This window comes from Rhodococcus pyridinivorans, from assembly GCF_900105195.1.
Lineage (GTDB): Bacteria > Actinomycetota > Actinomycetes > Mycobacteriales > Mycobacteriaceae > Rhodococcus > Rhodococcus pyridinivorans.
In genome coordinates this window covers 4,169,116-4,193,185 of record NZ_FNRX01000002.1, presented here as the reverse complement: position 1 = coordinate 4,193,185, position 24,070 = coordinate 4,169,116, and the positions used below count along the sequence as shown (strand labels likewise).

General features: G+C 68.5%; 22 protein-coding genes. 11 read left to right on the top strand and 11 right to left on the bottom strand.

Annotated features, from left to right (window positions below):
- Positions 1-11: 11 nt before the first annotated feature.
- A complete protein-coding gene (locus BLV31_RS19795) occupies positions 12-1,175 on the bottom strand; it encodes a DNA recombination protein RmuC (RefSeq protein ID WP_064060521.1) in 1,164 nt (387 codons plus the stop codon).
- A gap of 77 nt (positions 1,176-1,252) precedes the next feature.
- On the opposite strand from BLV31_RS19795, the gene BLV31_RS19790 reads away from it, so the two are divergent.
- Both BLV31_RS19790 and BLV31_RS19785 read left to right on the top strand, forming a co-directional pair.
- Positions 1,253-2,431, top strand: a complete 1,179-nt coding sequence (locus BLV31_RS19790; RefSeq protein ID WP_006553912.1) for an exonuclease SbcCD subunit D — start codon at positions 1,253-1,255, stop codon at positions 2,429-2,431.
- On the top strand, positions 2,428-5,406 hold the full coding sequence (locus BLV31_RS19785) for an AAA family ATPase (RefSeq protein ID WP_064060532.1): 2,979 nt from the start codon (positions 2,428-2,430) through the stop codon (positions 5,404-5,406). Before BLV31_RS19790 ends, BLV31_RS19785 begins: the two co-directional genes overlap by 4 nt.
- 7 nt (positions 5,407-5,413) lie before the next feature.
- On the opposite strand, the gene BLV31_RS19780 is transcribed toward BLV31_RS19785, so the two are convergent.
- A complete protein-coding gene (locus BLV31_RS19780) occupies positions 5,414-6,631 on the bottom strand; it encodes an AI-2E family transporter (RefSeq protein WP_064060531.1) in 1,218 nt (405 codons plus the stop codon).
- Positions 6,632-6,803: 172 nt separating this feature from the next.
- Between BLV31_RS19780 and BLV31_RS19775 the strand changes: the two genes are divergently transcribed.
- Together BLV31_RS19775 and ychF are read left to right on the top strand one after the other, a co-directional pair.
- Positions 6,804-7,241: a hypothetical protein gene (locus tag BLV31_RS19775; RefSeq protein ID WP_081263397.1), complete on the top strand. Its 438-nt coding sequence runs from the start codon at positions 6,804-6,806 to the stop codon at positions 7,239-7,241.
- 54 nt (positions 7,242-7,295) lie between these two features.
- Positions 7,296-8,375 carry a redox-regulated ATPase YchF gene (gene ychF, locus BLV31_RS19770; RefSeq protein WP_016693933.1) on the top strand — a complete coding sequence of 360 codons (1,080 nt, stop codon included), beginning with the start codon at positions 7,296-7,298 and terminating at the stop codon, positions 8,373-8,375.
- Between the two features lie 99 nt (positions 8,376-8,474).
- Here ychF and BLV31_RS19765 read toward each other — a convergent pair whose 3' ends face one another.
- Positions 8,475-9,254 carry an alpha/beta fold hydrolase gene (locus BLV31_RS19765; protein WP_064060519.1) on the bottom strand — a complete coding sequence of 260 codons (780 nt, stop codon included), beginning with the start codon at positions 9,252-9,254 and terminating at the stop codon, positions 8,475-8,477.
- Positions 9,255-9,309: 55 nt separating this feature from the next.
- Between BLV31_RS19765 and BLV31_RS19760 the strand changes: the two genes are divergently transcribed.
- Entirely contained in the window at positions 9,310-11,073 is a 1,764-nt protein-coding gene (locus tag BLV31_RS19760) for a GNAT family N-acetyltransferase (RefSeq protein ID WP_064060518.1), read from the top strand.
- Here the strand turns inward: BLV31_RS19760 and BLV31_RS19755 are convergent.
- The 3 genes from BLV31_RS19755 to BLV31_RS19745 all read right to left on the bottom strand — a co-directional run bounded on the left by BLV31_RS19755 (position 11,034) and on the right by BLV31_RS19745 (position 14,655).
- A complete protein-coding gene (locus BLV31_RS19755; RefSeq protein WP_248846200.1) occupies positions 11,034-12,272 on the bottom strand; it encodes a flavin-containing monooxygenase in 1,239 nt (412 codons plus the stop codon). The genes BLV31_RS19760 and BLV31_RS19755 overlap by 40 nt on opposite strands.
- 114 nt (positions 12,273-12,386) lie before the next feature.
- Positions 12,387-13,751 carry a helix-turn-helix transcriptional regulator gene (locus BLV31_RS19750; protein ID WP_248846199.1) on the bottom strand — a complete coding sequence of 455 codons (1,365 nt, stop codon included), beginning with the start codon at positions 13,749-13,751 and terminating at the stop codon, positions 12,387-12,389.
- A gap of 346 nt (positions 13,752-14,097) precedes the next feature.
- A complete protein-coding gene (locus BLV31_RS19745) occupies positions 14,098-14,655 on the bottom strand; it encodes a TetR/AcrR family transcriptional regulator (protein WP_039586379.1) in 558 nt (185 codons plus the stop codon).
- A 129-nt stretch (positions 14,656-14,784) separates the two neighbouring features.
- On the opposite strand from BLV31_RS19745, the gene BLV31_RS19740 reads away from it, so the two are divergent.
- Positions 14,785-15,825, top strand: a complete 1,041-nt coding sequence (locus tag BLV31_RS19740; RefSeq protein WP_064060517.1) for a hypothetical protein — start codon at positions 14,785-14,787, stop codon at positions 15,823-15,825.
- Here BLV31_RS19740 and BLV31_RS19735 read toward each other — a convergent pair.
- The 3 genes from BLV31_RS19735 to BLV31_RS19725 form a co-directional block, all read right to left on the bottom strand.
- On the bottom strand, positions 15,822-16,301 hold the full coding sequence (locus BLV31_RS19735; RefSeq protein WP_248846198.1) for a P-loop nucleotide/nucleoside kinase family protein: 480 nt from the start codon (positions 16,299-16,301) through the stop codon (positions 15,822-15,824). The two genes, BLV31_RS19740 and BLV31_RS19735, sit on opposite strands and share 4 nt — an antisense overlap.
- A 105-nt stretch (positions 16,302-16,406) precedes the next feature.
- Positions 16,407-17,195, bottom strand: a complete 789-nt coding sequence (locus tag BLV31_RS19730) for a DUF3159 domain-containing protein (protein ID WP_064060515.1) — start codon at positions 17,193-17,195, stop codon at positions 16,407-16,409.
- Positions 17,196-17,269: 74 nt separating this feature from the next.
- The gene (locus tag BLV31_RS19725) at positions 17,270-18,244 is read right to left on the bottom strand and encodes a pseudouridine synthase (RefSeq protein ID WP_064060514.1); all 975 of its coding nucleotides are present in this window, start codon (positions 18,242-18,244) and stop codon (positions 17,270-17,272) included.
- A 122-nt stretch (positions 18,245-18,366) separates the two neighbouring features.
- Here BLV31_RS19725 and BLV31_RS19720 point away from each other — a divergent pair, with 122 nt between their 5' ends.
- Positions 18,367-19,638 (top strand): MFS transporter, encoded by a 1,272-nt coding sequence (locus tag BLV31_RS19720; protein ID WP_064060513.1) that lies wholly within the window; start codon positions 18,367-18,369, stop codon positions 19,636-19,638.
- 16 nt (positions 19,639-19,654) lie between these two features.
- Here the strand turns inward: BLV31_RS19720 and BLV31_RS19715 are convergent, their stop codons facing one another.
- Positions 19,655-20,566, bottom strand: a complete 912-nt coding sequence (locus tag BLV31_RS19715) for an Rv1352/Rv1906c domain-containing protein (protein ID WP_139192972.1) — start codon at positions 20,564-20,566, stop codon at positions 19,655-19,657.
- An 81-nt stretch (positions 20,567-20,647) separates the two neighbouring features.
- Complete coding sequence (locus BLV31_RS19710) at positions 20,648-20,914, bottom strand: helix-turn-helix domain-containing protein (RefSeq protein ID WP_006550664.1); 267 nt, start codon at positions 20,912-20,914, stop codon at positions 20,648-20,650.
- Positions 20,915-21,006: 92 nt separating this feature from the next.
- Between BLV31_RS19710 and map the strand changes: the two genes are divergently transcribed.
- The 4 genes from map (at position 21,007) to BLV31_RS19690 (ending at position 24,053) form a co-directional block, all read left to right on the top strand.
- Positions 21,007-21,786 carry a type I methionyl aminopeptidase gene (gene map, locus BLV31_RS19705; RefSeq protein ID WP_064060530.1) on the top strand — a complete coding sequence of 260 codons (780 nt, stop codon included), beginning with the start codon at positions 21,007-21,009 and terminating at the stop codon, positions 21,784-21,786.
- A gap of 83 nt (positions 21,787-21,869) precedes the next feature.
- Positions 21,870-22,166, top strand: coding sequence for an FmdB family zinc ribbon protein (locus BLV31_RS19700; RefSeq protein ID WP_308257054.1), 297 nt, complete (start codon positions 21,870-21,872; stop codon positions 22,164-22,166).
- A 58-nt stretch (positions 22,167-22,224) separates the two neighbouring features.
- Positions 22,225-23,478: a formamidase gene (gene fmdA / locus BLV31_RS19695; protein WP_006550661.1), complete on the top strand. Its 1,254-nt coding sequence runs from the start codon at positions 22,225-22,227 to the stop codon at positions 23,476-23,478.
- Between the two features lie 86 nt (positions 23,479-23,564).
- Positions 23,565-24,053 carry an FBP domain-containing protein gene (locus BLV31_RS19690; RefSeq protein ID WP_064060511.1) on the top strand — a complete coding sequence of 163 codons (489 nt, stop codon included), beginning with the start codon at positions 23,565-23,567 and terminating at the stop codon, positions 24,051-24,053.
- The last annotated feature ends 17 nt before the right edge of the window (positions 24,054-24,070 follow it).

The window sequence follows — 24,070 nt, the reverse complement described above, 5'->3', positions numbered from 1 at the left end:
GCGTGGCGATGTCAGCTCGCTTCGTCGACAGGACCGTCCGCCACTGCTCTTTCTGCCAGAGTGCTGCGTCGCGGCCAAGCGTCGACACGCTGCACCTCGGGCACCTCACCGTCGAATATTTCCAGGTCGTGGAGTTTGCGGGCCGTCACGCCCACCCGGGTGTCCATCGACGAGACCGTCATGTTGAACGAATCGACGGCCTTGCCGAGCTGGTTGCCGAGCCGATCGAGGTGGGAACCGACCACACCGAGCCGTTGGTACAGTTCACGGCCCAATCGGTGGATGGTCGCGGCGTCGCGGGAGAGCGCCTCCTGCCGCCAGGTGTGTGCGATCGTGCGCAGCAACGCGACGAGCGTGGTCGGTGTGGCGAGGATGACGTTCCGGGCGAAAGCGTGCTCGAGCAGATCGGGATCGGCGCCGAGCGCGGCATCGAGGAACGGATCGCCGGGGACGAACAACACGACGAACTCGGGCGTCGGGTCGAACGACTCCCAGTAGGCCTTCGCCGCCAGTTGGTCGATGTGGGTGCGCAGTTGGCGTGCGTGGCGCGTGAGGTGCTGGTCGCGCTCGTCGGGCTCCTCGGCCTCGGCGGCATCCAGATAGGCGGCGAAGGGCACCTTCGCGTCGACGACGATCTGTTTGCCACCGGCGAGGTAGACGAGCAGGTCGGGGCGCACCCCGTCCTTGCTCACCTGGGTGTCGAAGTCGCAGTGCCGGACCATCCCGGCGAGCTCGACGACGCGTTCGAGCTGGATCTCGCCCCATCGTCCGCGGATCTGCGGCGCGCGCAGCGCGGTGACCAGCTGCTGGGTCCGCGTGGACAGCAGCTGCGACGCGCGGTGCATGCCCTCGACCTGCTCGCTCAGCCCGGCGTAGGCGTGCACGCGGTTGCGTTCGACGTGTTCGACCTGCCGGGCCAGCGCTCCGACGGCCTCGTTCAACGGGCCGACGAGCCGCGAGACCTGGTCGCCGATGGCACCGGACTGCCGGCGCGCGGCATCCTCGCTCACCGCTGCCAGCGACTGACGCAGCTGCTCCTCGTTGTCCCGCAGGGCTGCCAGCTGCGCCTCGGCACGGGCTGCGCGTTCGCCGTCGCGGGTGGCCCGCAACAGCCAGCCGAGCACCACCCCGAGACCGAGCGCGACGAGCAGGCCGAGTGCCGTGAGTGCTGTCATGTGGCGGATGATGCCTCATCGATGCGACATCCACCCGACATCCGGGGATGTCGGTCCTCTCCTCTACCGTCTGTCCCATGCGGATCCTGCACACCTCCGACTGGCACATCGGCCGCACCTTCCACGGTGTCGACCTGCTCGCCGACCAGGCGCGTGCGCTGCGGGCCATCGCCGATCTGGTGGCCGAACGCCGGATCGACGTGGTGGTCGTGCCGGGCGACGTGTACGACCGGTCGATCCCGAGTTCCGACGCGGTCGCCGTGTGCAACGCCGGCCTCGAGGCCATCCGTGAGGCAGGGGCGATCATCGTCGCCACCTCCGGCAACCACGACTCGCCGGTCCGGCTCGGTGCCGGCGCTGCCTTCGCCGCGCACGGGGGTCTGCACCTGATCACCCGCGTATCTCAGATCGACAGCCCTGTCGTCCTGCACGACGAGCACGGCCCGGTCCGCTTCTACGGCATCCCGTATCTCGAACCCGAGATCACCCGCGCCGAGCTCGGCGTGCCCGAGGCCCGTTCGCACCAGCAGATCCTCGACGCGGCGATGGAACGCGTGCGCGCCGATGTCGCGGATCGGCACGGCCGCACGGTCGTCCTGGCGCACGCCTTCGTCGTCGGTGGCGAGCCCAGCGACTCCGAGCGGTCCATCTCCGTCGGCGGGGTCGAGACGGTCGCCGCGTCGTCGTTCGACGGTGTCGACTACGTCGCGCTCGGTCACCTGCATTCCCCGCAGACGGTGAGCGAGACGGTCCGGTACTCGGGATCGCCGTTGCCGTACTCCTTCGGCGAGCGCTCGCACCGCAAGGCGGTCTTCGTCGTCGACCTCGACGCCTCGGGTGCGGCGTCCGTCGAGCGGGTCGATCTCCCGGTGATCCGCGAATTGACTCGTCTCGAAGGCGAACTGGACGATCTGCTCGCCGATCCGGCGCATGCCGCCGTCGAGGAGCACTACGTCTCCGCGGTGCTGACCGACGCGATCCGCCCGCTCGACGCCATGCGTCGCCTGCAGGAGCGGTTCCCGTACGCCGTGCACGTCGAATGGCAGCGACCGGCCGGGTCCACGGAGGGCAGTTACCGCGACAAGGTGCGCGGGCGCAGTGATCGCGACATCGCCGCGTCGTTCCTCACCGATGTGCGTTCCGAGCCGTCCGAACGCGAGCGCGGCTGGATCGACGAAGCGTTGAGGGAGGTCGACCGTCGTCGTGGCATCGGCGACGAGACCGACACGCAGTGGCGGACGGACGTGCCGGCATGAGACTGCACCACCTCGAGATCACGGCCTTCGGTCCGTTCGCCGACACCGTCGAGATCGACTTCGACGAGCTCGGCGCCGATGGGTTGTTCCTACTGCACGGGCAGACGGGCGCGGGCAAGACGTCGATCCTCGACGCGGTCGCGTTCGCGCTCTACGGCACCGTCCCCGGTGCTCGCTCCGAGGGGCGCCGGTTGCTGTCCGACCACGCACGGGTGGGTGCTGTGCCGACGGTCCGGCTCGAGGCGACCATCGCGGGTCGCCGTCTGGCCATCGAACGCAGCCCCGAGTTCGAACGCCCGAAGAAGCGCGGCACCGGCACGATCAAGCAGCAGGCCAAGGCGAATCTCACCTGGCTCGACGGGTCGGGGGAGAACCTGTCCCGCGCCCAGGAGATCGGCGACGTCGTCAAGTCGTTGCTCGGGATGAGCGCCGAACAGTTCTTCCAGGTGGTGCTCCTTCCGCAGGGCGACTTCGCCCGCTTCCTGCGTGCGAACAGCGAGGAGCGCGGCAGGCTGCTCGAGCGTCTGTTCGACACCACCCGTTTCGGCGACGTCGAGCAGTGGTTCCGCGATCGGCGCGGTGCCGGAACGAAACTGCTTGCCGAGCAACAGAAGAAGGTCGAAGTGCTCGCGGCGAAGGTGGCCGCGTCGGCCGGGATCGAGGCGGGAGCCGACGCCGATCCGGTGGAATGGGCGGGCCGCCTGCTCGCCGAGGCCGCCGAGAGCCGCGACGACGCCGCCGCAGCGCTTGCACGAGTCCGCGCCGTCGACGAGGTCAACCGGCGCAGGCTCGACGAGACCGTCGCTCTCGCCGACCGACTCCGCCGCCGCCGCGACGCCCTGAACATCCTTGCCGAACTCGAGCAGACGCAGACGCAGCGCGTCGCCGTGACAGCCGAACGCGACGCCGCGCATCGCGCGGTGAGCGTCGCGGTCGTCGATCGGGAGGCCGACCGCCTCGCGCGCGAGGCCGATGCCGCCGCAGCGCGCGCCGAGACGGCCGCCGCGCCGCTCCGCAACGACGACGAAGGACGTGATCTCCTCGACGCTGTCGGGCCGATGTCGTCCGCCGCCGACCGCGACATCATCCGACCTCGATGCGAGGAATGGTCCTCGGAGGCAGCGCGACTCGACGTCCTACTCGATCGCCGTCGTCGTCTCACCGAGCTCGAGAACGAACGCGAGAAGTTCGCCGGACGTCGCCGTGCCCTCACCGACGAGCGTCGGCAGGTGATCGACGAGCGCGCCGCGCTGCCCGAACGATCGACCGCCGCTGCTGATGCGGTCGCCGAGGCCGAACGCGCAGCCGCGATGCTCCCCGGCCTGTCCACCGCACGCGACCGTGCCGCCGACGCGCTCGACGCCGCCACCGAACTCGCTTCGCGCCGAAACGAACTCGAACGGCTCGAAGCCCGGGTACTGCAACTGCACTCCGAATACAACCACGCACGCGACGCGCACCTCGACGTCCGGCAGCGCCGGATCGACGGAATGGCAGCCGAACTCGCCGCGCGTCTCACCGACGGCGAACCGTGCGTGGTCTGCGGTTCCACCGAACATCCCGAGCCTGCCCGCCCGGCGCCCGACACCGCGACGAAGGCCGACGAGGAACGCGCCCACGCCGCCGAGCAACGCGCCGCCGCCGCGCTGAGCGAAGCACGCGAGGCCGTCACCGAACTCTCCGGGATCGCGGCCGTCCTCCGGCAGCGTTGCGGCGATGCCGAACTCGCCGAACTCACCACCGCCCACGCCGAGGCGGTCCGCGTCCACAACGAGGCCGCTACCGTCGCCGGTCGGCTCGACCATCTGCGCGCGACGGTCGAGGATCTGCGCAAACTCGACACGGTGCTGGCCGAACAGGAGAAGCGGCTCGACGCCGAACTGTCCGAACTCGCCCGCGAGGACGCGGTCCGCGCAGCCGAGATCACGGAGATCCGCGAGCGCATCGTCGAGGCCGTCGGCGACCTCGACCTGCTCGCCCCGCGACGGAGGACGGTCGCGGCACTGTCCGCCGCCGCCACCGCGCTGCTCGACGCCCGCACCGCCGCCCTGCAGGCGCGCACGGCCGCCGACGAACGCGCCGCCGACGCCCGCACCGCAGCCGCGGAGGCGGGCTTCACCGACCTCGACAGCGCCCGCGCAGCTGTCCGGACACCCGAGCGGCTCGCCGAGATCGACCGCGTCCTGCGCGCCGCCGACGACGAACGCGCGGTGGCTACCTCCACGCTGAACGACCCGGCGATCGCGGCCCTCACCGGCGACGAGGTCGCTGACGTGACGGCCGCGCGCGCAGCGGTGGACGACGGTGCCGCGGCGGTCGAGGCCGCCCTGAGCGCGGCCACCGAGGCCGAGCGCCGGCACCTCGACATCGAGAACTACTCCCGGCGACTCGAGCGTGCCTGCGCCGAACTCGTCCCGCTGCTCGACGAACACGCCGAACTCTCCGCGCTCGCCGACGTCGTCGCCGGAATGGGGTCGAACGCCAAGAAGATGTCGTTGCGCTCGTACGTGCTCGCGGCGCGACTCGAGGAGGTCGCCGACGCCGCCTCCGAACGCCTGCGCAGGATGTCCGGCGGTCGCTACGAGTTCGTGCACTCCGACGCGGCCGAAAGCAGGGGGCGTCGCGGCGGTCTCGGTCTCGACATCCACGACGAGTACACCGGCGCCGTGCGATCGACGAAGACACTGTCGGGCGGCGAGTCCTTCCAGGCGTCCCTCGCCCTTGCCCTCGGCCTCGCCGACGTCGTCGCCGCCGAGGCCGGTGGGCTCGTACTCGACACGATGTTCATCGACGAAGGGTTCGGTTCACTCGACGCCGACTCCCTCGAAGCCGTCATGGGTGTGCTCGACGAACTGCGCGCGGGAGGCCGTGTGGTGGGCGTGGTCAGTCACGTCGACGAGATGCGGCAGCGGATCCCGAGCAGGCTGCACGTCATCCGTGGCCGCTCGGGATCCACCGTCCGCGTCGCGAGCTGACCGCCCCTCAGTCCTCGGAGGCGGCGGGTGCCGGAGAGGCCGGCTTCGGATCGGGCACGGAGGTGTCGCCCGGAGCCGGGAGTGCCTTCGTCTCGTCGTCGTCGCCATCACTGGCGCGTTCGTCGATCTGTTCGCCGATGTAGCGGATGACCACCGCGGCCACCGCCGCGACCGGCACCGCCAGGAACGCACCGATGATCCCGAACAGCGACGATCCGGCCGTCACCGCGAGCAGCACCACGGCTGCGTGCAGGTTCATCGACCGCGACTGCAGCACCGGCTGCAGCACGTTCCCCTCGATCTGCTGCACGGCGATGATGAGGACCAGCACGATGATCGCGGTCGTGAAACCGTTGGCGACGAGTGCGACCAGCACTGCCAGCGCACCGGCGACGAACGCACCGACGATGGGAATGAACCCGCCGATGAAGGTGAGGATCGCCAGGACGGGTGCGAGCGGGACTCCGAGGATCAGCAGGCCGATACCGATGAAGAGGGCGTCGATGAAGCTCACGAGGGCCTGCGTGCGGATGAACCCGCCCAGCGTGTCCCACATGCGGCCGAGTACCGCTTCGAGGTGACGTCCGGCGCGGCCACCGCTCACGCGGTGCAGCCACGGCACGAAGCGCGGGCCGTCCTTGATGAAGAAGAAGGTCAGCACGAGGACGAGAGCGAGTGTGACGAGCAGCGAGCCCGCCGTGCTCACACCGGAGAAGACACCGCCCGCGATGGTGGCAGCACTGCCCTGCACTCGTTCGACCACCGCGTGGACGGCGTTGTCGAGTTGTTCGTCGCGCAGGTTGATCGGGGGTCCCTTCACCCATTCCTGCACGGTGTTGATGCCTTCGGTGGCCTTGTTGGCCAGGTCGGGCATCTGGGAGACCACCGACGGGACGATGCCGGCGATGATGCCGCCGACGATCGCGAAGAACATCACGAGGGTCAGGCCGGCCGCAGCAGCCGGAGGAACGCCGCGTTTGGTCATGAAGCGGGTGGGCGGCCACAGGATGGTGGAGACGACGATCGCGAGGGCGACCGGCAGCACGATCACCCACATCTTCTCGATGATCCAGCCGATCACCACCGCACCGGCGGCGATGACGACCAGGCAGGCCGACCACTTGGCGAGCCAGATTCCGCCCGTGCCCAGCAGGCTCCCGCGGTCGGGTTCAGCCGACGGCTTCCCGCTGCTGTTTGCGCTGGGCGCGGTCTTCGATTCGGTCAACGACGGTCCTTCCGACATGTATCGAGCTCGATACCGATCGACAGTCGCCAATCTACGGTCACCGAGCGCCGCGCGTGGTCCGGACGACACGCCGGAAACGGCGCTGAAGGGTCCCCTGCCGTGGCATTCTCGAAACGTGACGAACCGAACGAGCACGACCCGACTCCTGCGTGTGTCCGCTGCGACTGTGGCGATCGCCGCCGCCTTCGCGCTCACCGCGTGCAGCTCCGACGACACTCCCAGCGACGAGGACGTGCGCTCCTCGGCGGATGTCGCGGTCACGAGCGTTCAGGAGCAGGCAGAGGGCGCCATCTCGTCGGTGCAGAGCGTCGCGTCCAGCGCGGCCGAGCGGGCCGGCGACATCTTCGACAAGGCGAAGCTCGATGTCTTCGTCGCGGCCTTCCGCACCGGTTACCCGCAGCTGTCGGCCGACCGGGAGACACAGGACATCGAGTCCATCGTCACCGAGACCTGTCCGCTCATCGACGAGGGTGCGTCCGACCAGGAAGTGAACGCGAAGGTCCAGGAGGTCGCGACCAACGGATCGACCGTGCCCGACGAGGACCAGGCCGCGCGCATCGCGCAACTGGTGCGGGTGGCGTGCGGGTGAAGTGAGCCGTGCGGGTGAAATGAGCGGCGGGCGGCCGCGTAGAATACCGATTCCGTGAGCCTTACCCTCGGAATCGTCGGTCTTCCCAACGTCGGCAAGTCGACGCTGTTCAATGCGCTGACCAAGAACGATGTGCTGGCAGCGAACTATCCGTTCGCCACCATCGAGCCCAATGTCGGCGTCGTCGAACTGCCCGATCCGCGGCTGAACCGGCTCGCCGAGATCTTCGGTTCCGAGCGCATCCTTCCGGCCACGGTGTCGTTCGTCGACATCGCCGGCATCGTCAAGGGCGCCTCCGCCGGTGAGGGCATGGGCAACAAGTTCCTCGCCAACATCCGCGAGGCCGACGCCATCTGCCAGGTCGTGCGAGTGTTCGACGATCCCGACGTGGTCCACGTCGAGGGCAAGGTCGACCCGATGGCCGACATCGAGGTCATCGCGACCGAGCTGATCCTCGCCGACCTGGAGACGATCGAGCGGGCACTGCCGCGGCTCGAGAAGGAGTCCCGGAAGAACAAGGAACTCGTCGCTCAGCTGGAGGAGACGAAGAAGGCGCAGGCGATCCTCGAGGACGGCCGCACCATCTTCTCCGCCCAGGCCGAGGTGAAGGGCGAGCTGCTGCGCGACCTGCACCTGCTCACCGCCAAGCCGTTCCTGTACGTCTTCAACGCCGACGAGGCCGTCCTCACCAACGAGGAGCGCAAGGAGGAGCTGCGCAAGGCCGTCGCACCGGCAGACGCCGTCTTCCTCGACGCCAAGGTCGAGTCCGAGCTCCTCGAGCTCGACGAGGACGAGGCGATGGAGCTGCTCGAATCCATCGGTCAGACCGAGGCCGGTCTGAAGCAGCTCGCGCGCGCCGGTTTCCACACCCTCGGTCTGCAGACCTACCTGACGGCGGGTCCGAAGGAATCGCGTGCCTGGACCATCCGCAAGGGCGACACCGCTCCCAAGGCGGCCGGCGTGATCCACACCGACTTCGAGCGCGGTTTCATCAAGGCCGAGATCGTCTCCTTCGCCGACCTCGACGCGGCCGGTTCGATGGCCGAGGCGAAGGCCAAGGGCAAGGTCCGCATGGAGGGCAAGGACTACGTCATGGCCGACGGCGACGTGGTGGAGTTCCGCTTCAACGTCTGACGAACGCCGTCGGGGCGTTCCTCCGTAGTCATCCGCATTTCGGTGTTCTCGACCCCGTATATCGAGGTCGGGAACACCGAAATCGTTATGCCGACGGAATCAACCGTGCCGGGCGACGTCCTCGCAGAGGATGCTCGGCCACTGCGCGAGATCGGCCGGGGTGTGCGCGATCTCCAGCTTCGCGTGGGGGAGCAGACCCACGAGCGTTTCCGCCGTGGACACCGGATGGGCGGGGTCGTCGATCCACGCCAGCACCGTCACCGGAAAGTCGATGCCGGACACGTCTTCCGGATCGGGCAGGTCGCTCAGCGCGGCGCCCCGGAACAGCGACGGCAGCAGTTCTTCGGTGACGTCGGGGGCGGTCTCCGGCGCGTCGACGGTGGCCGGTGGACGTGGTGCATTCAGATCGCGCATGAGGAACGCCGCCAGTCCCTGCTGCTCGATGAGATCGGCGGCGGCCCGGTACTCGGCGGCCTTCGCGGTGCGGGTGGCCCAGGCGGTCGCCGGCACCAACAGCGTGAGGCTGCTGAACCGCTCCGGATCCTTCACCGCCGCGTGCAGCAGGGTCCCGGTGCCCATCGACGGCCCGACCCCGTGCACCCGCTCTCCGGGAAAGTAGTGATCGAGCAGCCGCAGTAGGTCGTCGGCGAGCACCGGCCAGCGGTAGTCCTCCGGCACCGCACGCCCCGTCGAGTGGCCGTGCCCCCGCGCGTCGTAGCGCAACAGTCGAGTGCCGCTGAGCCCGCGGCCCAGGTCGAGGTCCATGAGGCGGTCGCGGTGGCGGCTCGAGGTCAGTCCGTGGAGCTGGACGACCGGGTGGCCACCCTCGTCGCTCAGCTCCACGTCGAGTTCGGCTCCCGGCACACTGAAGGTCGGCACGTCGTCTCCCGATGTCGGAAAGCAGTTGCTGGAGAAGGCGCCTAGGATACCCGGCATGCGGCTGACAAATGTGGCGCACCTGCGCCTGCCGTTCGGCCGACTGCTCGGTTACGACGTCACCGTCGCGGGGCTCGGCCGGGCGCTTCCCGTGTCGTTCGACCAGCGGCGGCACGTCGGCGCAGGCGATCGTCCCGGCTCCTGGATGGCTCTGTCCTTCCGTCTGTTCGAGCCGGTTTCGCCCGACGACCTCGCGGCCGCGTGGCTGGCGGTGATCGCGCGGCACGGCACCCTGCGCTCGGTGTTCACCCACGGCGACGACGGTGAGCCGCGCCTGCACGAGGCCGAGTTCCGCCCGGGCGGCTGGGTCGAACATCCGATCGGCCCCGGTCAGGCCGTCAACGACGCCCTCCGGGACGTCCTCGACAGCGCATGTTCGCCCTACAATCGGCCGTCGCACCGACTATGCGTGCTCGAGACCGCTACGGAACCGACCGTCGTGGTGGCCGCCGATCACTCGCACGTCGACATGTGGTCGATGCTGGTGATGGCCCGCGACCTGCTCGCTGCCCTCGCCGCCGTGCGCGCGGGACGGGAACCGTCCCTGTCGCCGACACCGGCCTTCGCGGAACACACCCGGGCACTGCAGGACCGTCCGGCCGCACCCGCCGAAGTCCACGAGCGCTGGGCCGAGGTGCTCGCCGCCAGCGGTGACGTGATGCCGCGCTTCCCGCTCTCCCTCGGAGTGGCGAGTCTCCAACGCGAACGCGTGGAGGTGCGCGACGTGCTCGACGTCGACGACAGCGCCGCCTTCTCCTCCCAGGCCAAGGACGACGGGGTGTCCACCCTCGCGCTGGTGGTCGCGGCCATGACCGAGGTGACCCTCGAACTGGCCGGAGTCCCGTTGCGGGCGGTGTTCCCGGTGCACAGCCGGTACGACGCCACCTGGCACGACTCCGTCGGCTGGTTCATCACCAATTCGGTGCTCGAATCGTCCGTCCCCGAACCTCGCGCGGCCGCGGACGCCGTCAAGGAGGCGGTCCGGCTCGGATCCTGGCCCCTCGAGGACATCCTGCGCCCGTGGGGCGGTATGCCGGAGGTCCCGGGCATGTTCGCGATCTCCTGGCTGGACCTGCGCAGGCTTCCCGTCCGGGTCGACGCCACCGGCCTCGAGGCGCAGTACGTCGGCGCGACCATCCGCACCGACGGGGTGATGCTGTGGTTCATCCTCGACGACTCGGGTCTGCACCTGCGGTGCCGCTATCCCGATACCGTCGAGGCTCGACGGCACGTCGGTGGCTGGCTGGACCTGCTCATCGCCCGGTTGCAGGCCCGCGCCCGCGAATCGGTCGGCGGGCAGATCCGGTTGGGCGACAGCAGCTATCGGGTGCAACGTGCCGGTCGATCCGACGTACCGGCGATCGTCGCATTGCTCTCCGACGACGAGCAGACCCCCTGCGACGGTGCGGAACTCGCCCGATACGAAGAGGCCTACGACGCCGTCGCCCGCGACCCCTCGCACTACCTCGCGGTGGTGCGCGACGAGGTCGGCCGGATCGTCGGCACGATGCAGTTGACGATCGTGCCGGGTCTGTTCCGTGGTGGTGCCACCCGCCTGCTCGTCGAAGGAATCCGGGTCGCCTCGTCCGAACGTTCCCGCGGCATCGGCACAGCCATGCTCGAGTGGGCCCACGATCACGGCCGGAACCGGGGTGCCACGCTCGCGCAGATCGCCGTGGACGCGTCCGACGAGCGGGCTCGGATGTTCGGGGCGCGGCTCGGCTACGGCTGCACCCAGGTTGGACTCGAACGGGCGCTCTGACGTCGGCCGACTCGATGGCCGAGGACTACGTCGTAGCCGACGGCGACGCGGTGGATCCGCTTCGTCGTGTAACGCGTCCTGTGCCGATCCGGATCCGTTCCGGGGGACGTGGGTGCGCCGTGTGCGACGAGGTGACGGACGACGTACTCCGCGTCCGCGCCGGCGCCGCCGACGAGCATCGACCGGAATGACGACTGGAAGCACAGACCGGTGAAGTACAAGCCGGGCACCGAGGGAACCACGCCGTGTTCCTCGCGCGGCCAGCCATCCGTGTCGAGCACCGGTAGGTCGATCCAGTCGTAGTTCTGACGGAATCCGGTGCACCACACAATATTCGTCACGTCGAGAATCCGGCCGTCGGACAGTGCGGGGCGGAGTTCGTCCACGCCGGTCACCCGCTCGGTGATCCGGGTGACGCCGCGCGCGGCCAGCTCCCGCCGGCGGATTCGCAGCAGCGGCGCGCCGTGATGCCGTTCGTCCTCGCGAGCACGTCGTCCCATCGGGGTGCGTACGGACAGTACATGTCCCCACACGAACCACAGGACCGGGAACAGCACGCGCATGGCGGGACTGTCCACACGCACCGGCAACTGCCCGGTGTCGCGTCCGCACAGGATCGTCGGATGGGACGCCGCCAGCTCGTAGGCGATCTCACTGCCGGAATGAGAGGCTCCCACCACGAGTACCGGACCGTCACGCAACTGCGACGGATCGTGATATCCACTCGAATGCAACTGCACGATTTCGGGATCCAGTTCGGAAGCGAAGTCGGGGACGCGTGGGGTTCGACCGAACGTGCCCGTGGCCACGATGACGTTGTTCGCCTCGATCCGCGTGTCGCCGCAGTCGAGGGCGAACCGGTCACCGTCGTGGGAGAGTCGGCGCACCCGGGTGTTGCCGAGCACGGGCAGGTCGAAGCGGGAGGCGTAGGACTCGAGGTAGTCGGCGAGCTCGTCCTTGGTGGGGGAGCGGTGCGGGTCGCCCGGGAACGACATGCCGGGCAGTCCGTCGTAGCCGGCGGGACTGTACAGGCGTAGCGAGTCCCAATGGCAGCGCCAGTTGTCGCCGATGCGTCCGTACGTGTCGACGATGAGGAACGGACGGCCACGACGGGCCAGATGGTAACCGGCGGACAGGCCTGCCTGACCTGCGCCGATGACGGCGGTGTCGATCTGCTGGGGTGCGCTGTGGACGGTCATGACGACTCCCCGGGGTGAGGGAACTACACCGACGACGTTAGCTACTGCTGTCCGTCGGCCGCGTCGGAAGGAATTCGCAATCGAAGGTGGCGGCGTATGGGCAGTTCTACCCAGTCAGAGCAGGCGATGCTCGTACGCGTAGGCCGTCGCTGCCGCTCGTGAGGACACCTCGAGCTTGGTGAATATGTTGCTCAGGTGCCGGGCCACCGTCTTCTCGCTGATGACGAACTCGTGGGCGATGGCTCGATTCGTCTTGCCCGTGGCAACGGCGCGCAACACCTGGACCTCCCGGGGCGTCAGCCCGTTCGGTGCGTCGGCGAGTTCGGGACCGCGGAGCTCACGCAGATCCGGCAACGCGTGCAGATCGTGGAAAACCGATGCTGCCGAGTCGAATTCGAGCCGGGCGTCATCGTCGTCGCCGAGTGCGGCGCAGCATCGACCCTGTAGCACTCGTACCCGGGCACGTTCGTAGGGTGCACCGAGGTCACGCCAGCGCCTGCCGGATCGCCGCAGCCGTTCGAGGGCGCCGCAGGGGTCACCTTCGGCGAGCAGGACCGAGCCCTGCGCGTGGTCGGCCATCGCTGCCAGTGCAGGGGCGTCCTGCGTCCGGGTCAGCGTCTCGAGTTCGTCGGTGCTGCGCCGGGCTGCGGCGACATCTCCGGTGGCGAGCGCGATCTCCGTGTGGGCGGCGAGCATCCGCGGCCGGTCGAGATTCGAGGCTTCGCCGAGACCCCGGAGGATTCCGGCGACCGCTGCGGTGGTGTCGCCCTGTCTCAGACGCAGCAGAGCAAGACCCGGCTGTACCTCCTGCCCGTACATGCCCGCTGACCTGTAGGCGGCTTCCGCCTCGGCGAACTCACCGCGTAGACGATGCAGTTCGCCCTGCTCGTACAGGGCCATTCCCATCGCGGGTTGACCGGGCGGATCCGACAGCCGCTGCAGTGCGAGGCGGGCGAGGTCCATCGCCTGCGACCAGTCGCCCTCGAGTTGCAGCATCTGGGCGCGATGGACCAGGCACTGTCCCCGGAAGGGCACGAGTCCGGACTGATCGTCGCACCAGCGGCCGAGGGCCCGAGTCCACTCTTTCGCCCGTTGCAGATGATATGTGCCGTAGCAGGTCTCGATGACCGCGCAGTACACCAGGCCGGAGACGACGGGCGAGACCTCGCCCAATCCGACGGCGACGAGCACCTCGTCGAGTGTCCGCAGCCCGCCGTCGACGTCGCCGAGCAGGACTCGGCACTGTCCGATGCCCAGTGAGCCGAGAGCGAGAAGGTCGGCGTCGTGGCAGGCCCGTCCGATGCGCTGAGCTGCGGTGAAGATCGGCAGTGCCTCGGTCGGCCGGTTCGCGTACATCTGCTGCACTGCTCCGGGGATCATCAGGAAGCCGCTGGTCGCGCAGTCCGGTCGGTCGGCGACACCCGACTGTCGGGCTCGCTCCAGCCAGCCACCGGCCCGTGCCACCTCTCCGCGTCCCATCAGGAGGAAGCACAGCCAGAAGGCGCTGCGGCCCGCACTCTCGGTTTCTCCGGTTTCGAGATGCGGCGAAGGCGCGCTCGTACAGTGCGACGCTGTCGTCGTCGTGACCTGCGAGGTACGCCGCTCGGGCGAACAGATCGAGGTCGTTCGCGGACAGGGCAGCGAGTGTGTCGGCGCTGCGGAATCCGTCCAGGGCACGTGGCCACTCGCGCGCGCGGAACGCTGCCCGCGCGTGGTCCAGGACCGTCGACCTGCCCATGTCCGCTCCCGCGATCGAGCGCCGCCGACACCGGCTGATTGTGATCCTACGCCCGCGGATACGAAGGGACGCCGGTGTGCGCGCGGCTCACGACGGTCGCATGCCCGCCAGGACGATCGACACCAATCGCGGAACGAGATCCGGGGTCGCCGCGCGGATCGCCTCGGGTAGGGGGCGGGTGATCAGTCCGATGGCCAGGACCAGTTCCAGTGCGTGGAGGTCGGTACGCACGATGCCGGCGGCCCGCACCGCGTCGAGCAGCTCCTCGACCCCGGTGAGCGTCTGCGCCTGGGCGTCGCGCACCGATCCGGAGATCTCGTCCGTCACGAACTCGGCGAGGGTCGCGGAGAGGGCGCCCAGGTCGAGTTCGACCAGCCGCTGTACGTAGCCCACCCAGGCGTCCTCGGGGGATGAGCCGACCCGCTCCAGGGCTTCGGTGCCCGCTGCACGCATGTCGCCGAGGATCGCGAGCGCGACCTCGTCGGCCAGCGCGGCCCGGGACTCGAAGTTCCGGTAGAGGGTGGCGATGCCGACTCCGGCGGCCTCCGCGACCGCTTCGAGTGCGACGTCGCTGCCGTGGGCTGCGAACAGTCGACGCGCCTCCTGGACGATCAGCTGACGACGCTTCGCGGCATCGGCGCGCATCGGTTCCCTTCCTTCCGGACCGGGCTGTGAGGAACTTCGCTTGACATGTCCATCCTAACCGGAGGAATATTCTCCGATAGAAGTGGAGGAAAATCATCCACTTAACGATGGTCGGACAAGGAAGACGCGATGGCAGACGCCGCTACGACGACAGTTCCCGACGCGGGTGACTCCACCGCGCGCAAGCCTCACCCCGCGCTGGCGCTACTGGGGATGACATGCGGGCTCGGGGTGATCCTGGTACTCATGCTGCTGGTCTTCATCATGCCGTCGCTGAAGAGCGGACCACACGACCTGCAGGTCGGCATCGTCGGAACCTCCGCGGCAGCAGATCGATTCGAGACGTCGCTCGCGACGGCCGCCCCCGACGCCTACACCTCGCAGCGGTTCGCCTCCGAACAGGAACTGCGCGACGCCATCCACGACCGCGACGTCATCGGAGGGTTCGTCGTCGACGAGTCGGGCGTCCGCACGCTGGTCGCCGGCGCGGGCTCGACCGCCATCTCCGGTTCGCTCGCCGGCACCGCGCAGGCGGTCGGCGGAGCGATCGGGACCGACGTGACCGTCGAGGACGTCGTCCCGCTGCCGGAATCCGACCCCACCGGTGTCGGTATCGGTGGCCTCGCCTTCCCGCTCGTCTTCGGTGGCATCGTCCCGGTCGTCGCATTCCGGAAGATCCTGCCGCGCAGCGACGGCTGGTACCTGACCGGCCTGCTCGTCTTCGCCGCAGTCGGTGGCATCGTCGTCGCGTCCATCCTCACCTTCGCCTTCGGAAGCATCGAATCGACCTTCGGGCCGGTCGCGGGATCCATGGCCCTCGGTATCGCCGCCCTTGCACTTCCGCTGGCCGGACTCCAGAAGTCCTTCGGTGCCAAGGGGTTCACCATCGGTGCGATGGCCATGATGTTCCTCGGCAATCCGCTGGCCGGTATCGCGACGACGTCGGCATGGTTGCCGTCCGGACTCGGCACCTTCGGTCAGATCCTTCCCCCGGGTGCTGCCGGAACCCTCGTGCGCTCGGCCGCATACTTCGACGGCGCAGGCGGACTCGCGGCACTCCTGACCCTCGTCACGTGGATCGTCGTGGGAGTGCTGCTCTACGTGGTCGGTATGCGACGTGCGGTGGGTGAGGAACCGGCAGAGCGTCCTTCCGCGCAGCTCGCGGCCTAGCGGACCACGTCGAGCGGTCCTTCCTCGGGCGTCGGCGGCTCGAACCGCTCGAAGTACTCCGTCGCCGTCTGCTCGGTCAGCGGCCAGTCGTCCGCCCACCTCCCGTGCCGGTTGCCGACCCGGCTCAGGATGGTCTCGAGATCCGTTGCGATGTAAACGGTCTCCGGCACGATGCCCTGCGGTGCGAGAAGTGCGCGGAACTCGTCACGTTGTCGCCGGAACCAGAATCCGAAGTCGAGCACGACATCGTTCCCCGCCGTGACATAGCGAAGCAAGCGCGCCTTCAGGTCTGCTGATACCTCGGCCACCACGTCGGCGGAGGGCATGGTCGTGATCCCGCGATCCCAGAACTCCACCTCGTACGACAGACGCGTCCAGCCCGCGCGCTCCAGGCGCTTGGCGTAGGTGGTCTTGCCTGCACCGGCCGGGCCGCACATCATCACGACGCGAGACACTCGGGTCCTGTTCGCTGCCACCGGCCCGACGGTACACACCGCCACCGAGATCGAGACCGATAATGCTCATCGCTGATCCGAATCGAATCGGGCCCGATCCGCACCCCTGGGCGCCAGGGCACCGCGTCACGTGGAGGCCTTCTCGGTCTTCGGTGAGAGTCTGCCGATCACGGCGCTGCCGATGATGCCGACGACGATCATGCCGATCCCGACCGCGTCCGGTATCGAGTCGGTGACCCACCCGAAGATCCCCGCGACCAGCACGAACGTCGGTATCCAGTCGATCAGCTTCAGGAGCGACGGCGCGGGTTCGGACTCGCCCTGCGACGCCGCGAACTTCGCTCCGGCGTAGTCCGGGTAGAACTCGGTGAAGGAGACCGCGAAGAAGATCGCCGCGAGCTGGAGCACCCAGCCGGTCCAGAAGTTGCCCGGGTCGTGCATCACGGCGTCGCCGATGAATCCGACGATGGCGGAGAAGGTGAACGCACCGGCCCAGACCGCGGAGATCACGTAGTTGATCTTCATGAACAGGGGAGACGTCCAGTATTCCTGGGGCGTGTCCTCTTTCGCGTAGGGGAGTGTGAACGGTCTGCGCGCGATCAGGGTGGCGACGACGAACACCGCGAGCGCGATGTTGGTGAGTTCACCCGCCCAGATCTCCATCCAGTCGATGACACCGTCCGACGCGATGAGGCCCACCGCGGCCAGCACGACGAAGAACGCCGCGCCGAACACGTCGAGGGCGTGTATCTTGATGCCGCGTCGCGCGCCCACCCACATCGTCAGCAGGACGAGGCCGAGAGCGAAACACACCGCTTCCTCGAACCGTCCCGGGGCCGACAGGACGGACATGAGGATCCACGGTGCGATGCCCGACAGTGGCGACCGGAGGTAACCGTCGACGACCTTGGTCATGCCTACCAGCGTATTTCGTGAAGCCGGGCATGTCGGAGTTTTCGGAGGATCGAGCAGGATCCGTTCGGGCGCCTTCAGTCCTGCGTGGTCGGTGCTTCGGCCAGGCTGCGCCGGGTGGAAAAGTGACGCTCGACCCCTGACAAGGGGTCGACGAATTCGAGTTCGCGCGCGAGCAATTGGAGGGGGAGCGAATGGTCATCCGGTGTCTCGGGCAGCAGCATGGGATACCAGTGGTCGCCGAGGATCCCGATACCGAGCGCCGCCAGGTGTACTCGCAGCTGATGCATCCGACCGGTGTGCGGGCGCAGCAGGGTGTGCAGGACGGCCCGTCCCGACCTGTTCAACCCGGATCCGAGCACCTCGATCAGGGTCTCGGAGTTGGGTTCGCGGGTGTCGTCGGCGACGACGCGCAACTCACCGCGTCGCGCCTCGATGTGATTGCGGTACAGCACGGGGACCGGACGTCCGGCGATCTGCGGCGCTGCCGGATCCCATTCCGCCGGCAGTGCGGACACCGCCTCGTACACCTTGGTGACCCGGCGCTTCTCGAACAACGACTGGTAGGCGCCGCGCGTCTCGGGCCGGGCCGAGAACATCACGAGCCCGGCGGTCGCCCGGTCGAGCCGGTGGATCGGTGTCAGATCGGGGTTGTCGAGGCGGGTCCGCAGTCGGACCAGTGCCGATTCGCGCAGGTAGCGCCCACCCGGGGTGGTGGGCAGGAAGTGCGGTTTGTCGACCACGACGAGGTCGTCGTCGATATGCAGGATCTCCTCGTGGAACGGCACCGGTTCCTCGACGGGCAGATCGCGGTAGTACCAGACGAACCGGTGCGCTCCGAGTTCGGTGCCGCGACCGATGGGTTCTCCGTCGATCCCCACGATCTCGCCGGCGTCGAAGCGGCGGTAGAGATCGTCGGCGTCGAGATGGTCGAAGCGTGCGACGACGTACTCGGCGACCGTCGACCACGGACCGGAGGTCGGAACACGCAGTCGCGTGGGCCCGACCCCGTTCCTGACGGGCAACGGTGAGGGCATCGGCACGGGCACCATCCTCCCATCGGCCGCGACGTGAGCTGCGCCTCGGGTGATCGGCGGTGGCGCGATCGGAGAGCGAGGCGCGGTTCACAGATGCTCGTCGGGGACGGCCGACACCGTTCTGCCACCATGTCCGCATGACTGCACCGGCCCGGCTCGGCATCCCGACCGGCACGCTCGCGCTGCTGGCTGCTCTGTACTTCGCGCAGGGCCTGCCGTACGGGTTCTTCACCCAGGCGCTTCCGGTGGTGCTCCGCGAGTCCGGCTTCTCGCTGATCGCGATCAGCGCGACGGGTGTGCTGTTCGCACCGTGGGCGCTGAAGTTCCTGTGGGCGCCGTACGTCGACCACTACGGAACGCGGCGGCAGTGGTTGCTCTCGCTCCAGCTCGCGGCGTCGGCGGTGTCGTTGATCCTGGCGTGCCTCGACCTGTCGTCGACGCTGCGGTGGCTGCTCGTCGGCATCGCGGTGGTCAACGCCCTCTCGGCAACGCAGGACGTCGCGACCGACGGTCTGGCCGTGCAACTGCTCGGACCGACACAGCGCGGGCTGGGGAACGGCATCCAGGTCGGCGCGTATCGCATCGGCATGATCGTCGGCGGAGGAGCGCTGCTGTGGGTGTTCTCCCTCGCGGGTTGGCGCAGCCTGTTCCTCGCGATGGCGTTCCTGCTGGTGCTGACGACGATCCCGGTGTGGCGACTGCCGCGCACGGAGCGACGAGCCACGACGGATCGGGAACCGCGAAGCGCGACCCGCATGACGGTCGCGTGGTGGACGCGTCTGCACCGCCCCGGGATGCTCGCGTTCATCCTGCTCATCGGCGGCTTCAAGTTCGGTGACTCGATGGGCTCGGCGATGGTCGGTCCGTTCATGTCCGACTCGGGACTCACCCTCGGGCAGATCGCGCTGGTCAAGGGTGTGCTGTCCTCGGCAGGCGCTCTCGGCGGTGCCGCCCTCGGTGGGTGGCTGTGCTTCCGTCGCGGTCGTCGGCAAGCCCTGCTGATCGGTGGCGTGACCCAGACGGCGAGCCTCGCCTTGTACGTCGTCGCGTCGCTCGGCTACGGCGGGTTCGGGCTCATCGTCTCCGCGAGCCTGGCCGAACACGTCCTCGGCGGTGCCGCGACGGTCGCGGTGTTCACGCTCATGATGGACGCCGCGGACAGGGACCACGCCGGCAGCGACTACACCCTGCTCGCGTGCGCGATCGTCGTGGTGCAGGGCATCGCGGGCTTCACCGCCGGTGTGGTCGGAGACGTGTTCGGTTATCCCGCGCTGTTCGGCACGAGCCTGGTGCTGTCGGGAATCGGATGTGCCGTCCTGCTGCTCGCTCTTGATCGAGGCATCGGGCCGAGCGGGGTGCACGGTGTGTGGCAGAGCGGCGCGGGGCGGGCGGCCTCGCGTCCCCGGTGATCACCGGTACCGCCGATCACTGCGACCAGTACTGCAGCATCGGCTCCTCGGCGAGCACCGTCGACCCCTCGGAGATGACTAGAGCGCGCGACGAGATGCTGTACTGCACACCGGCGTTCGTGACGGTGAAACCGTCGCCCGAGGGCACGGGGTCGTCGATCTCGATCGCCGCACCGTCGTTCGTACGAACGCCCTTGTAGTAGTACCGGCCGGCCCCGGTCTCGCACACCACGACGAGCGAGTCGGCCGTCTGGCCGATGGCGACGGCGGGATTCGTGTGGTTGCACCGCGCCTCGGGGATGCCGACGAAACCTTGGGGGTCGGTGTCCTCGGAGGCCGACACGGGCGGTAGTGGACGTGCGGGTCCGGTCGCGGGCGCGGGATTGCCGGTTGCTGTGAGTTCGAGATCCTCGATCCGCAGGGCCAGGTCGCCCGGCAGCACGGTGACGTAGCTGTTGCCCTGCACGATGCTGTTGGCCGTGATGCACTCGAAGTCGCCCGTGAGGCACGACAGCCGCTCCCAGTAACCACCGAGCGAATCCGTCGGGCGTAGCGCGTATTCACCGGGAGCGATGTCCACCCCGACCTTCAGGGTGCCGTTGGTCGGGAAGCCGCTCGGGGCGGACCGGCTCGCCTGTGTTCGCGGGGCGGGCGGATCCGTCTCCGTCGGCGGGGCCGCGGACGGCGACACGGTGACCGTCACGGTCGACGGGGACGGACTCGCGGCGACAGCGCTCTCCGATCCCGGATCGGACGAGCGGGTCAGGACGACGACCAGAGCGGCGACTGCGGCGACGACGGCGACGAGCAGGGCACCGCCCACGAGCCACGGCCACTTCGGTCGTCGCGGCGGGGCCGGTGTGGGCCAGGGTGGCGGGGGAGCGCCGTAGCCGTAGCCGTATCCGTCCGGCGGAGGCTGCATGGACATTCGGGTCCCTTCGCTGTCGCGGTGTTACGCCTCCTGATATCGCTGCCGATGTCTGCTGCTGTTACGTCATGCGGGGTGGGATCACCCGGTTTGCTGCAGGTCGTCACAGGGAAGGGTCAGTTCGGCCAGATCGTCGAGGGAGACGGGCAGCACCCGTGCGAGGGCGGCGATCGTCGCGAAGGCCGGCGTCGCCAGTCGTCCGGTCTCGATCTTCCGAAGGGTCTCCGGCGAGATGTCGGCGGCCTGAGCCACCTCGGTGAGCGTCCTGCTGCCTCGGGCATCGCGCAGCCGTCCACCCAGGCGTTTGCCGGCGGCCAGCTGTTCCGGGGTCAGGGGGAGTCGCACCATGACCCGCAGTCTAACCGCGTCGGTATGAAAATACCGATCGTCGCGATAGGGTGGTATTTAAATACCGTCTCGTGATCCTGAGGAGTGCCCACGTGTTGGAACTGAAGACCCCCGGTGAGATCGCGGCAATGGATGTGACCGGTACGTTCATCGCCGAGTTGCTCGACGACCTGACGGGCCGCGCCCGTCCCGGCGTGAACCTGCTCGACCTCGAACAGCGCGCACGGGACATGATCGAGGAACGTGGCGCGGTATCGTGCTACTGGGATTACGCGCCGTCGTTCGGGAGCGGACCGTTCCGCAACGTCATCTGCCTGTCCGTCAACGACGCAGTGCTGCACGGACTCCCGCACGACTACGAGCTCCGGGACGGCGACCTGCTCAGCATGGACATCGCGGTCTCGATCGACGGCTGGGTCGCCGATTCGGCGCGCAGCATCATCGTCGGCGCGGAGCGTCCCGAGGACCGGCATCTCGTCGAGGCGACCGAGGTGGCGCTGGCCGCGGGTATCGCCGTCGCGCTCCCCGGCAACCGCCTGGGCGACATCTCCGCGGCGATCGGCGCCGTCGCCGCCGAGTACGGCTATCCCGTCAACACCGAATTCGGTGGTCACGGTCTCGGCCGCACCATGCACGAGGATCCGCACGTGGCGAACGCCGGGCGTAAGGGGCGTGGGCTCGTGCTGCGTCCCGGCTTGACGCTCGCCCTCGAACCGTGGTTCGCGGCGGGGACGGACAAGATCGTCTACGCCCCGGACGGCTGGACCATCCGCTCCGCCGACGGCTCGCGTACCGCGCACAGCGAACACACGATCGCGATCACCGAAGGTGAACCGCTGGTGCTGACGAAACGGGAGCGCGTCACCGAATAGATCCGGACGGCAGGAAGATTCGGAGTAGACACGCGGGTTTCCGCTCGGTCCGTTATGGTCGGTGCACCGACGCGCGAGAGGCGATGCAGATGCCGCTGTACGAGTTCCGATGTGCCGACTGCGGGCCCTTCGACGTCTCCGTTCCCATGAGCGAAGTCTCCGCATCGGCTCCGTGCCCGCGGTGCGAGCAACAGTCTCGTCGCTCTCTCACCCCACCGCGTCTCGGTCGGGGAGATTCGGCAGCGATGCGCCTGCACGACGCGACGGCCCGTACCGCTTCCGAGCCCGACGTCGTCTCGGGTTCCCTCCCAGGCGTGTCGAGGCGTCCGTCGCGGCCGGTCACGACCGATCCCCGACATCGAACGTTGCCCCGCCCGTGATCCGACACCGCCCGTGATCCGACACCGCCCGTAATCAGACACCGCTCCAGGAGGTCCCGTGCCCGACGTCGTGTTCCCCCTCGATTCGACCCGCCGGTTCACCGATCAGGACAAGATCGGCCACAACCGTTGGCACCCGGACATCCCGCCCGTCGCGATGCTGAAACCGGGGGATTCCTTCCGCGTGCACTGCCGCGAATGGTTCGACGGCGAGATCCACAACGACGACTCCGCCGACGACATCCGCAATGCCCCGCTGCACATCGTGCACGCGTTGTCGGGACCGTTCGCAGTGGAGGGTGCCAAGCCCGGCGACCTGCTGATCGTCGACATCCTCGACCTCGGCCCGATTCCGCAGGAGGACTCGGGTCCGCTCGCCGGGCAGGGCTGGGGCTACACGGGCATCTTCGCGAAGACGAACGGCGGGGGATTCCTCACCGACCAGTTCCCCGACGCCTACAAGGCGATCTGGGACTTCTCCGGGCAGAAAGCGACGAGCCGCCACGTGCCCCACGTGTCGTTCACCGGCATCGTGCATCCCGGCCTGATGGGCACGGCGCCGTCGCACGAACTGCTGTCGACGTGGAACACTCGGGAAGCTGCTTTGATCGCGACGGATCCCGACCGCGAGCCGGCGCTGGCGCTGCCGCCCGAGCCGAACGGCGCGATTCTCGGCAGCCTGTCGGGCGCCGATTTCGACCGGGTCGCGGCCGAAGCGGCGCGCACCGCTCCACCGCGGGAGAACGGCGGCAACCAGGACATCAAGAACCTCACGAAGGGAAGCCGGATCTTCTATCCGGTCTTCGTCGACGGCGCGAATCTGTCGGTCGGCGACCTGCACTTCTCGCAGGGTGACGGCGAGATCACCTTCTGCGGTGCCATCGAAATGGGCGGGTTCATCGACCTGCGCGTCGATCTGATCCCCGGCGGTATGGAGACCTATGGGGTGAGCGAGAACGCCATCTTCATGCCGGGCAACACCGACCCGCAGTATTCCGAGTGGCTCGCGTTCTCCGGCACGTCCGTGACGCTCGACGGCGAACAGCGGTATCTGGATTCGCAATTGGCGTACCAGCGGGCGTGTCTGCACGCCATCGACTATCTGACGAAATTCGGATACAGCCCCGAGCAGGCGTATCTCCTGCTCGGGGCCGCACCCATCGAGGGACGTTTGTCGGGTGTCGTGGACATCCCGAATTCGTGTGCCACGGTGTATCTTCCGACGGCGATCTTCGACTTCCCGGTCGCGCCCACCGCATCCGGTCCGGTGACGATCGATCCGGGTATCGGAGCACCGCGTTCGTCGGCGTGAGGGCCGCGAAAATCGTTTGCCCGGTGTGAGCGGTGCGCGTACCGTCCTCGGGTCGGTACATACGCGAACGAAAGGTGGTCCCCGCCATGGACCCGCTCACCGAACGGGACATTCGAACATCCTTCGTCAACTGCTCCAAGGGTGATGCGAAGCGGCTTCCGGTGCCGCGCGATCTCGACGACCGGCCGTGGGACGAACTCGACTTCCTCGGCTGGACCGACCCGTCGTTCCCCGGTCGCGGCTACATCGTGGTCCCCCGCGACGGCGAACTCGTGGGTGTCGCCATGCGGTTCGAACAGCAGGGCTCGGGCAAGACGCAGATGTGCACGATCTGCTTCACCACCCACACCCGGGGTGGCATCGCTTTGATGACGGCGAACAAGGTCGGCGATGCGGGTCGAGCGGGCAACGCGGTCGGAACCTACATGTGCATCGACCTGCAGTGCTCGCTGTACGCGCGCGGCAAGAAGAAGCCCGCACTGGGCAGCCGGTACCGCGAGGATCTCGAGCCGGAGGAGAAGACCGAGCGCGTCCGCGAGAATCTCGGCGCGTTCGTCGATCGCCTGTACGCCTGACGGGCGAACCCGGCCCT

Excerpts from the sequence above, each read along its gene's own strand:
- BLV31_RS19745 (WP_039586379.1), bottom strand. The coding sequence starts at position 14,655 with ATGCGCGCCGATGCCGCGAAGCGTCGTCAGCTGATCGTCCAGGAGGCG.
- BLV31_RS19790 (WP_006553912.1), top strand. The coding sequence starts at position 1,253 with ATGCGGATCCTGCACACCTCCGACTGGCACATCGGCCGCACCTTCCAC.
- BLV31_RS19740 (WP_064060517.1), top strand. The coding sequence starts at position 14,785 with ATGGCAGACGCCGCTACGACGACAGTTCCCGACGCGGGTGACTCCACC.
- BLV31_RS19785 (WP_064060532.1), top strand. The coding sequence starts at position 2,428 with ATGAGACTGCACCACCTCGAGATCACGGCCTTCGGTCCGTTCGCCGAC.
- BLV31_RS19755 (WP_248846200.1), bottom strand. The coding sequence starts at position 12,272 with ATGACCGTCCACAGCGCACCCCAGCAGATCGACACCGCCGTCATCGGC.
- BLV31_RS19700 (WP_308257054.1), top strand. The coding sequence starts at position 21,870 with ATGCAGATGCCGCTGTACGAGTTCCGATGTGCCGACTGCGGGCCCTTC.
- BLV31_RS19690 (WP_064060511.1), top strand. The coding sequence starts at position 23,565 with ATGGACCCGCTCACCGAACGGGACATTCGAACATCCTTCGTCAACTGC.
- BLV31_RS19720 (WP_064060513.1), top strand. The coding sequence starts at position 18,367 with ATGACTGCACCGGCCCGGCTCGGCATCCCGACCGGCACGCTCGCGCTG.
- BLV31_RS19715 (WP_139192972.1), bottom strand. The coding sequence starts at position 20,566 with ATGTCCATGCAGCCTCCGCCGGACGGATACGGCTACGGCTACGGCGCT.
- BLV31_RS19750 (WP_248846199.1), bottom strand. The coding sequence starts at position 13,751 with ATGGGACGCGGAGAGGTGGCACGGGCCGGTGGCTGGCTGGAGCGAGCC.
- BLV31_RS19795 (WP_064060521.1), bottom strand. The coding sequence starts at position 1,175 with ATGACAGCACTCACGGCACTCGGCCTGCTCGTCGCGCTCGGTCTCGGG.
- BLV31_RS19710 (WP_006550664.1), bottom strand. The coding sequence starts at position 20,914 with ATGGTGCGACTCCCCCTGACCCCGGAACAGCTGGCCGCCGGCAAACGC.
- BLV31_RS19730 (WP_064060515.1), bottom strand. The coding sequence starts at position 17,195 with ATGACCAAGGTCGTCGACGGTTACCTCCGGTCGCCACTGTCGGGCATC.
- BLV31_RS19760 (WP_064060518.1), top strand. The coding sequence starts at position 9,310 with ATGCGGCTGACAAATGTGGCGCACCTGCGCCTGCCGTTCGGCCGACTG.
- BLV31_RS19725 (WP_064060514.1), bottom strand. The coding sequence starts at position 18,244 with ATGGTGCCCGTGCCGATGCCCTCACCGTTGCCCGTCAGGAACGGGGTC.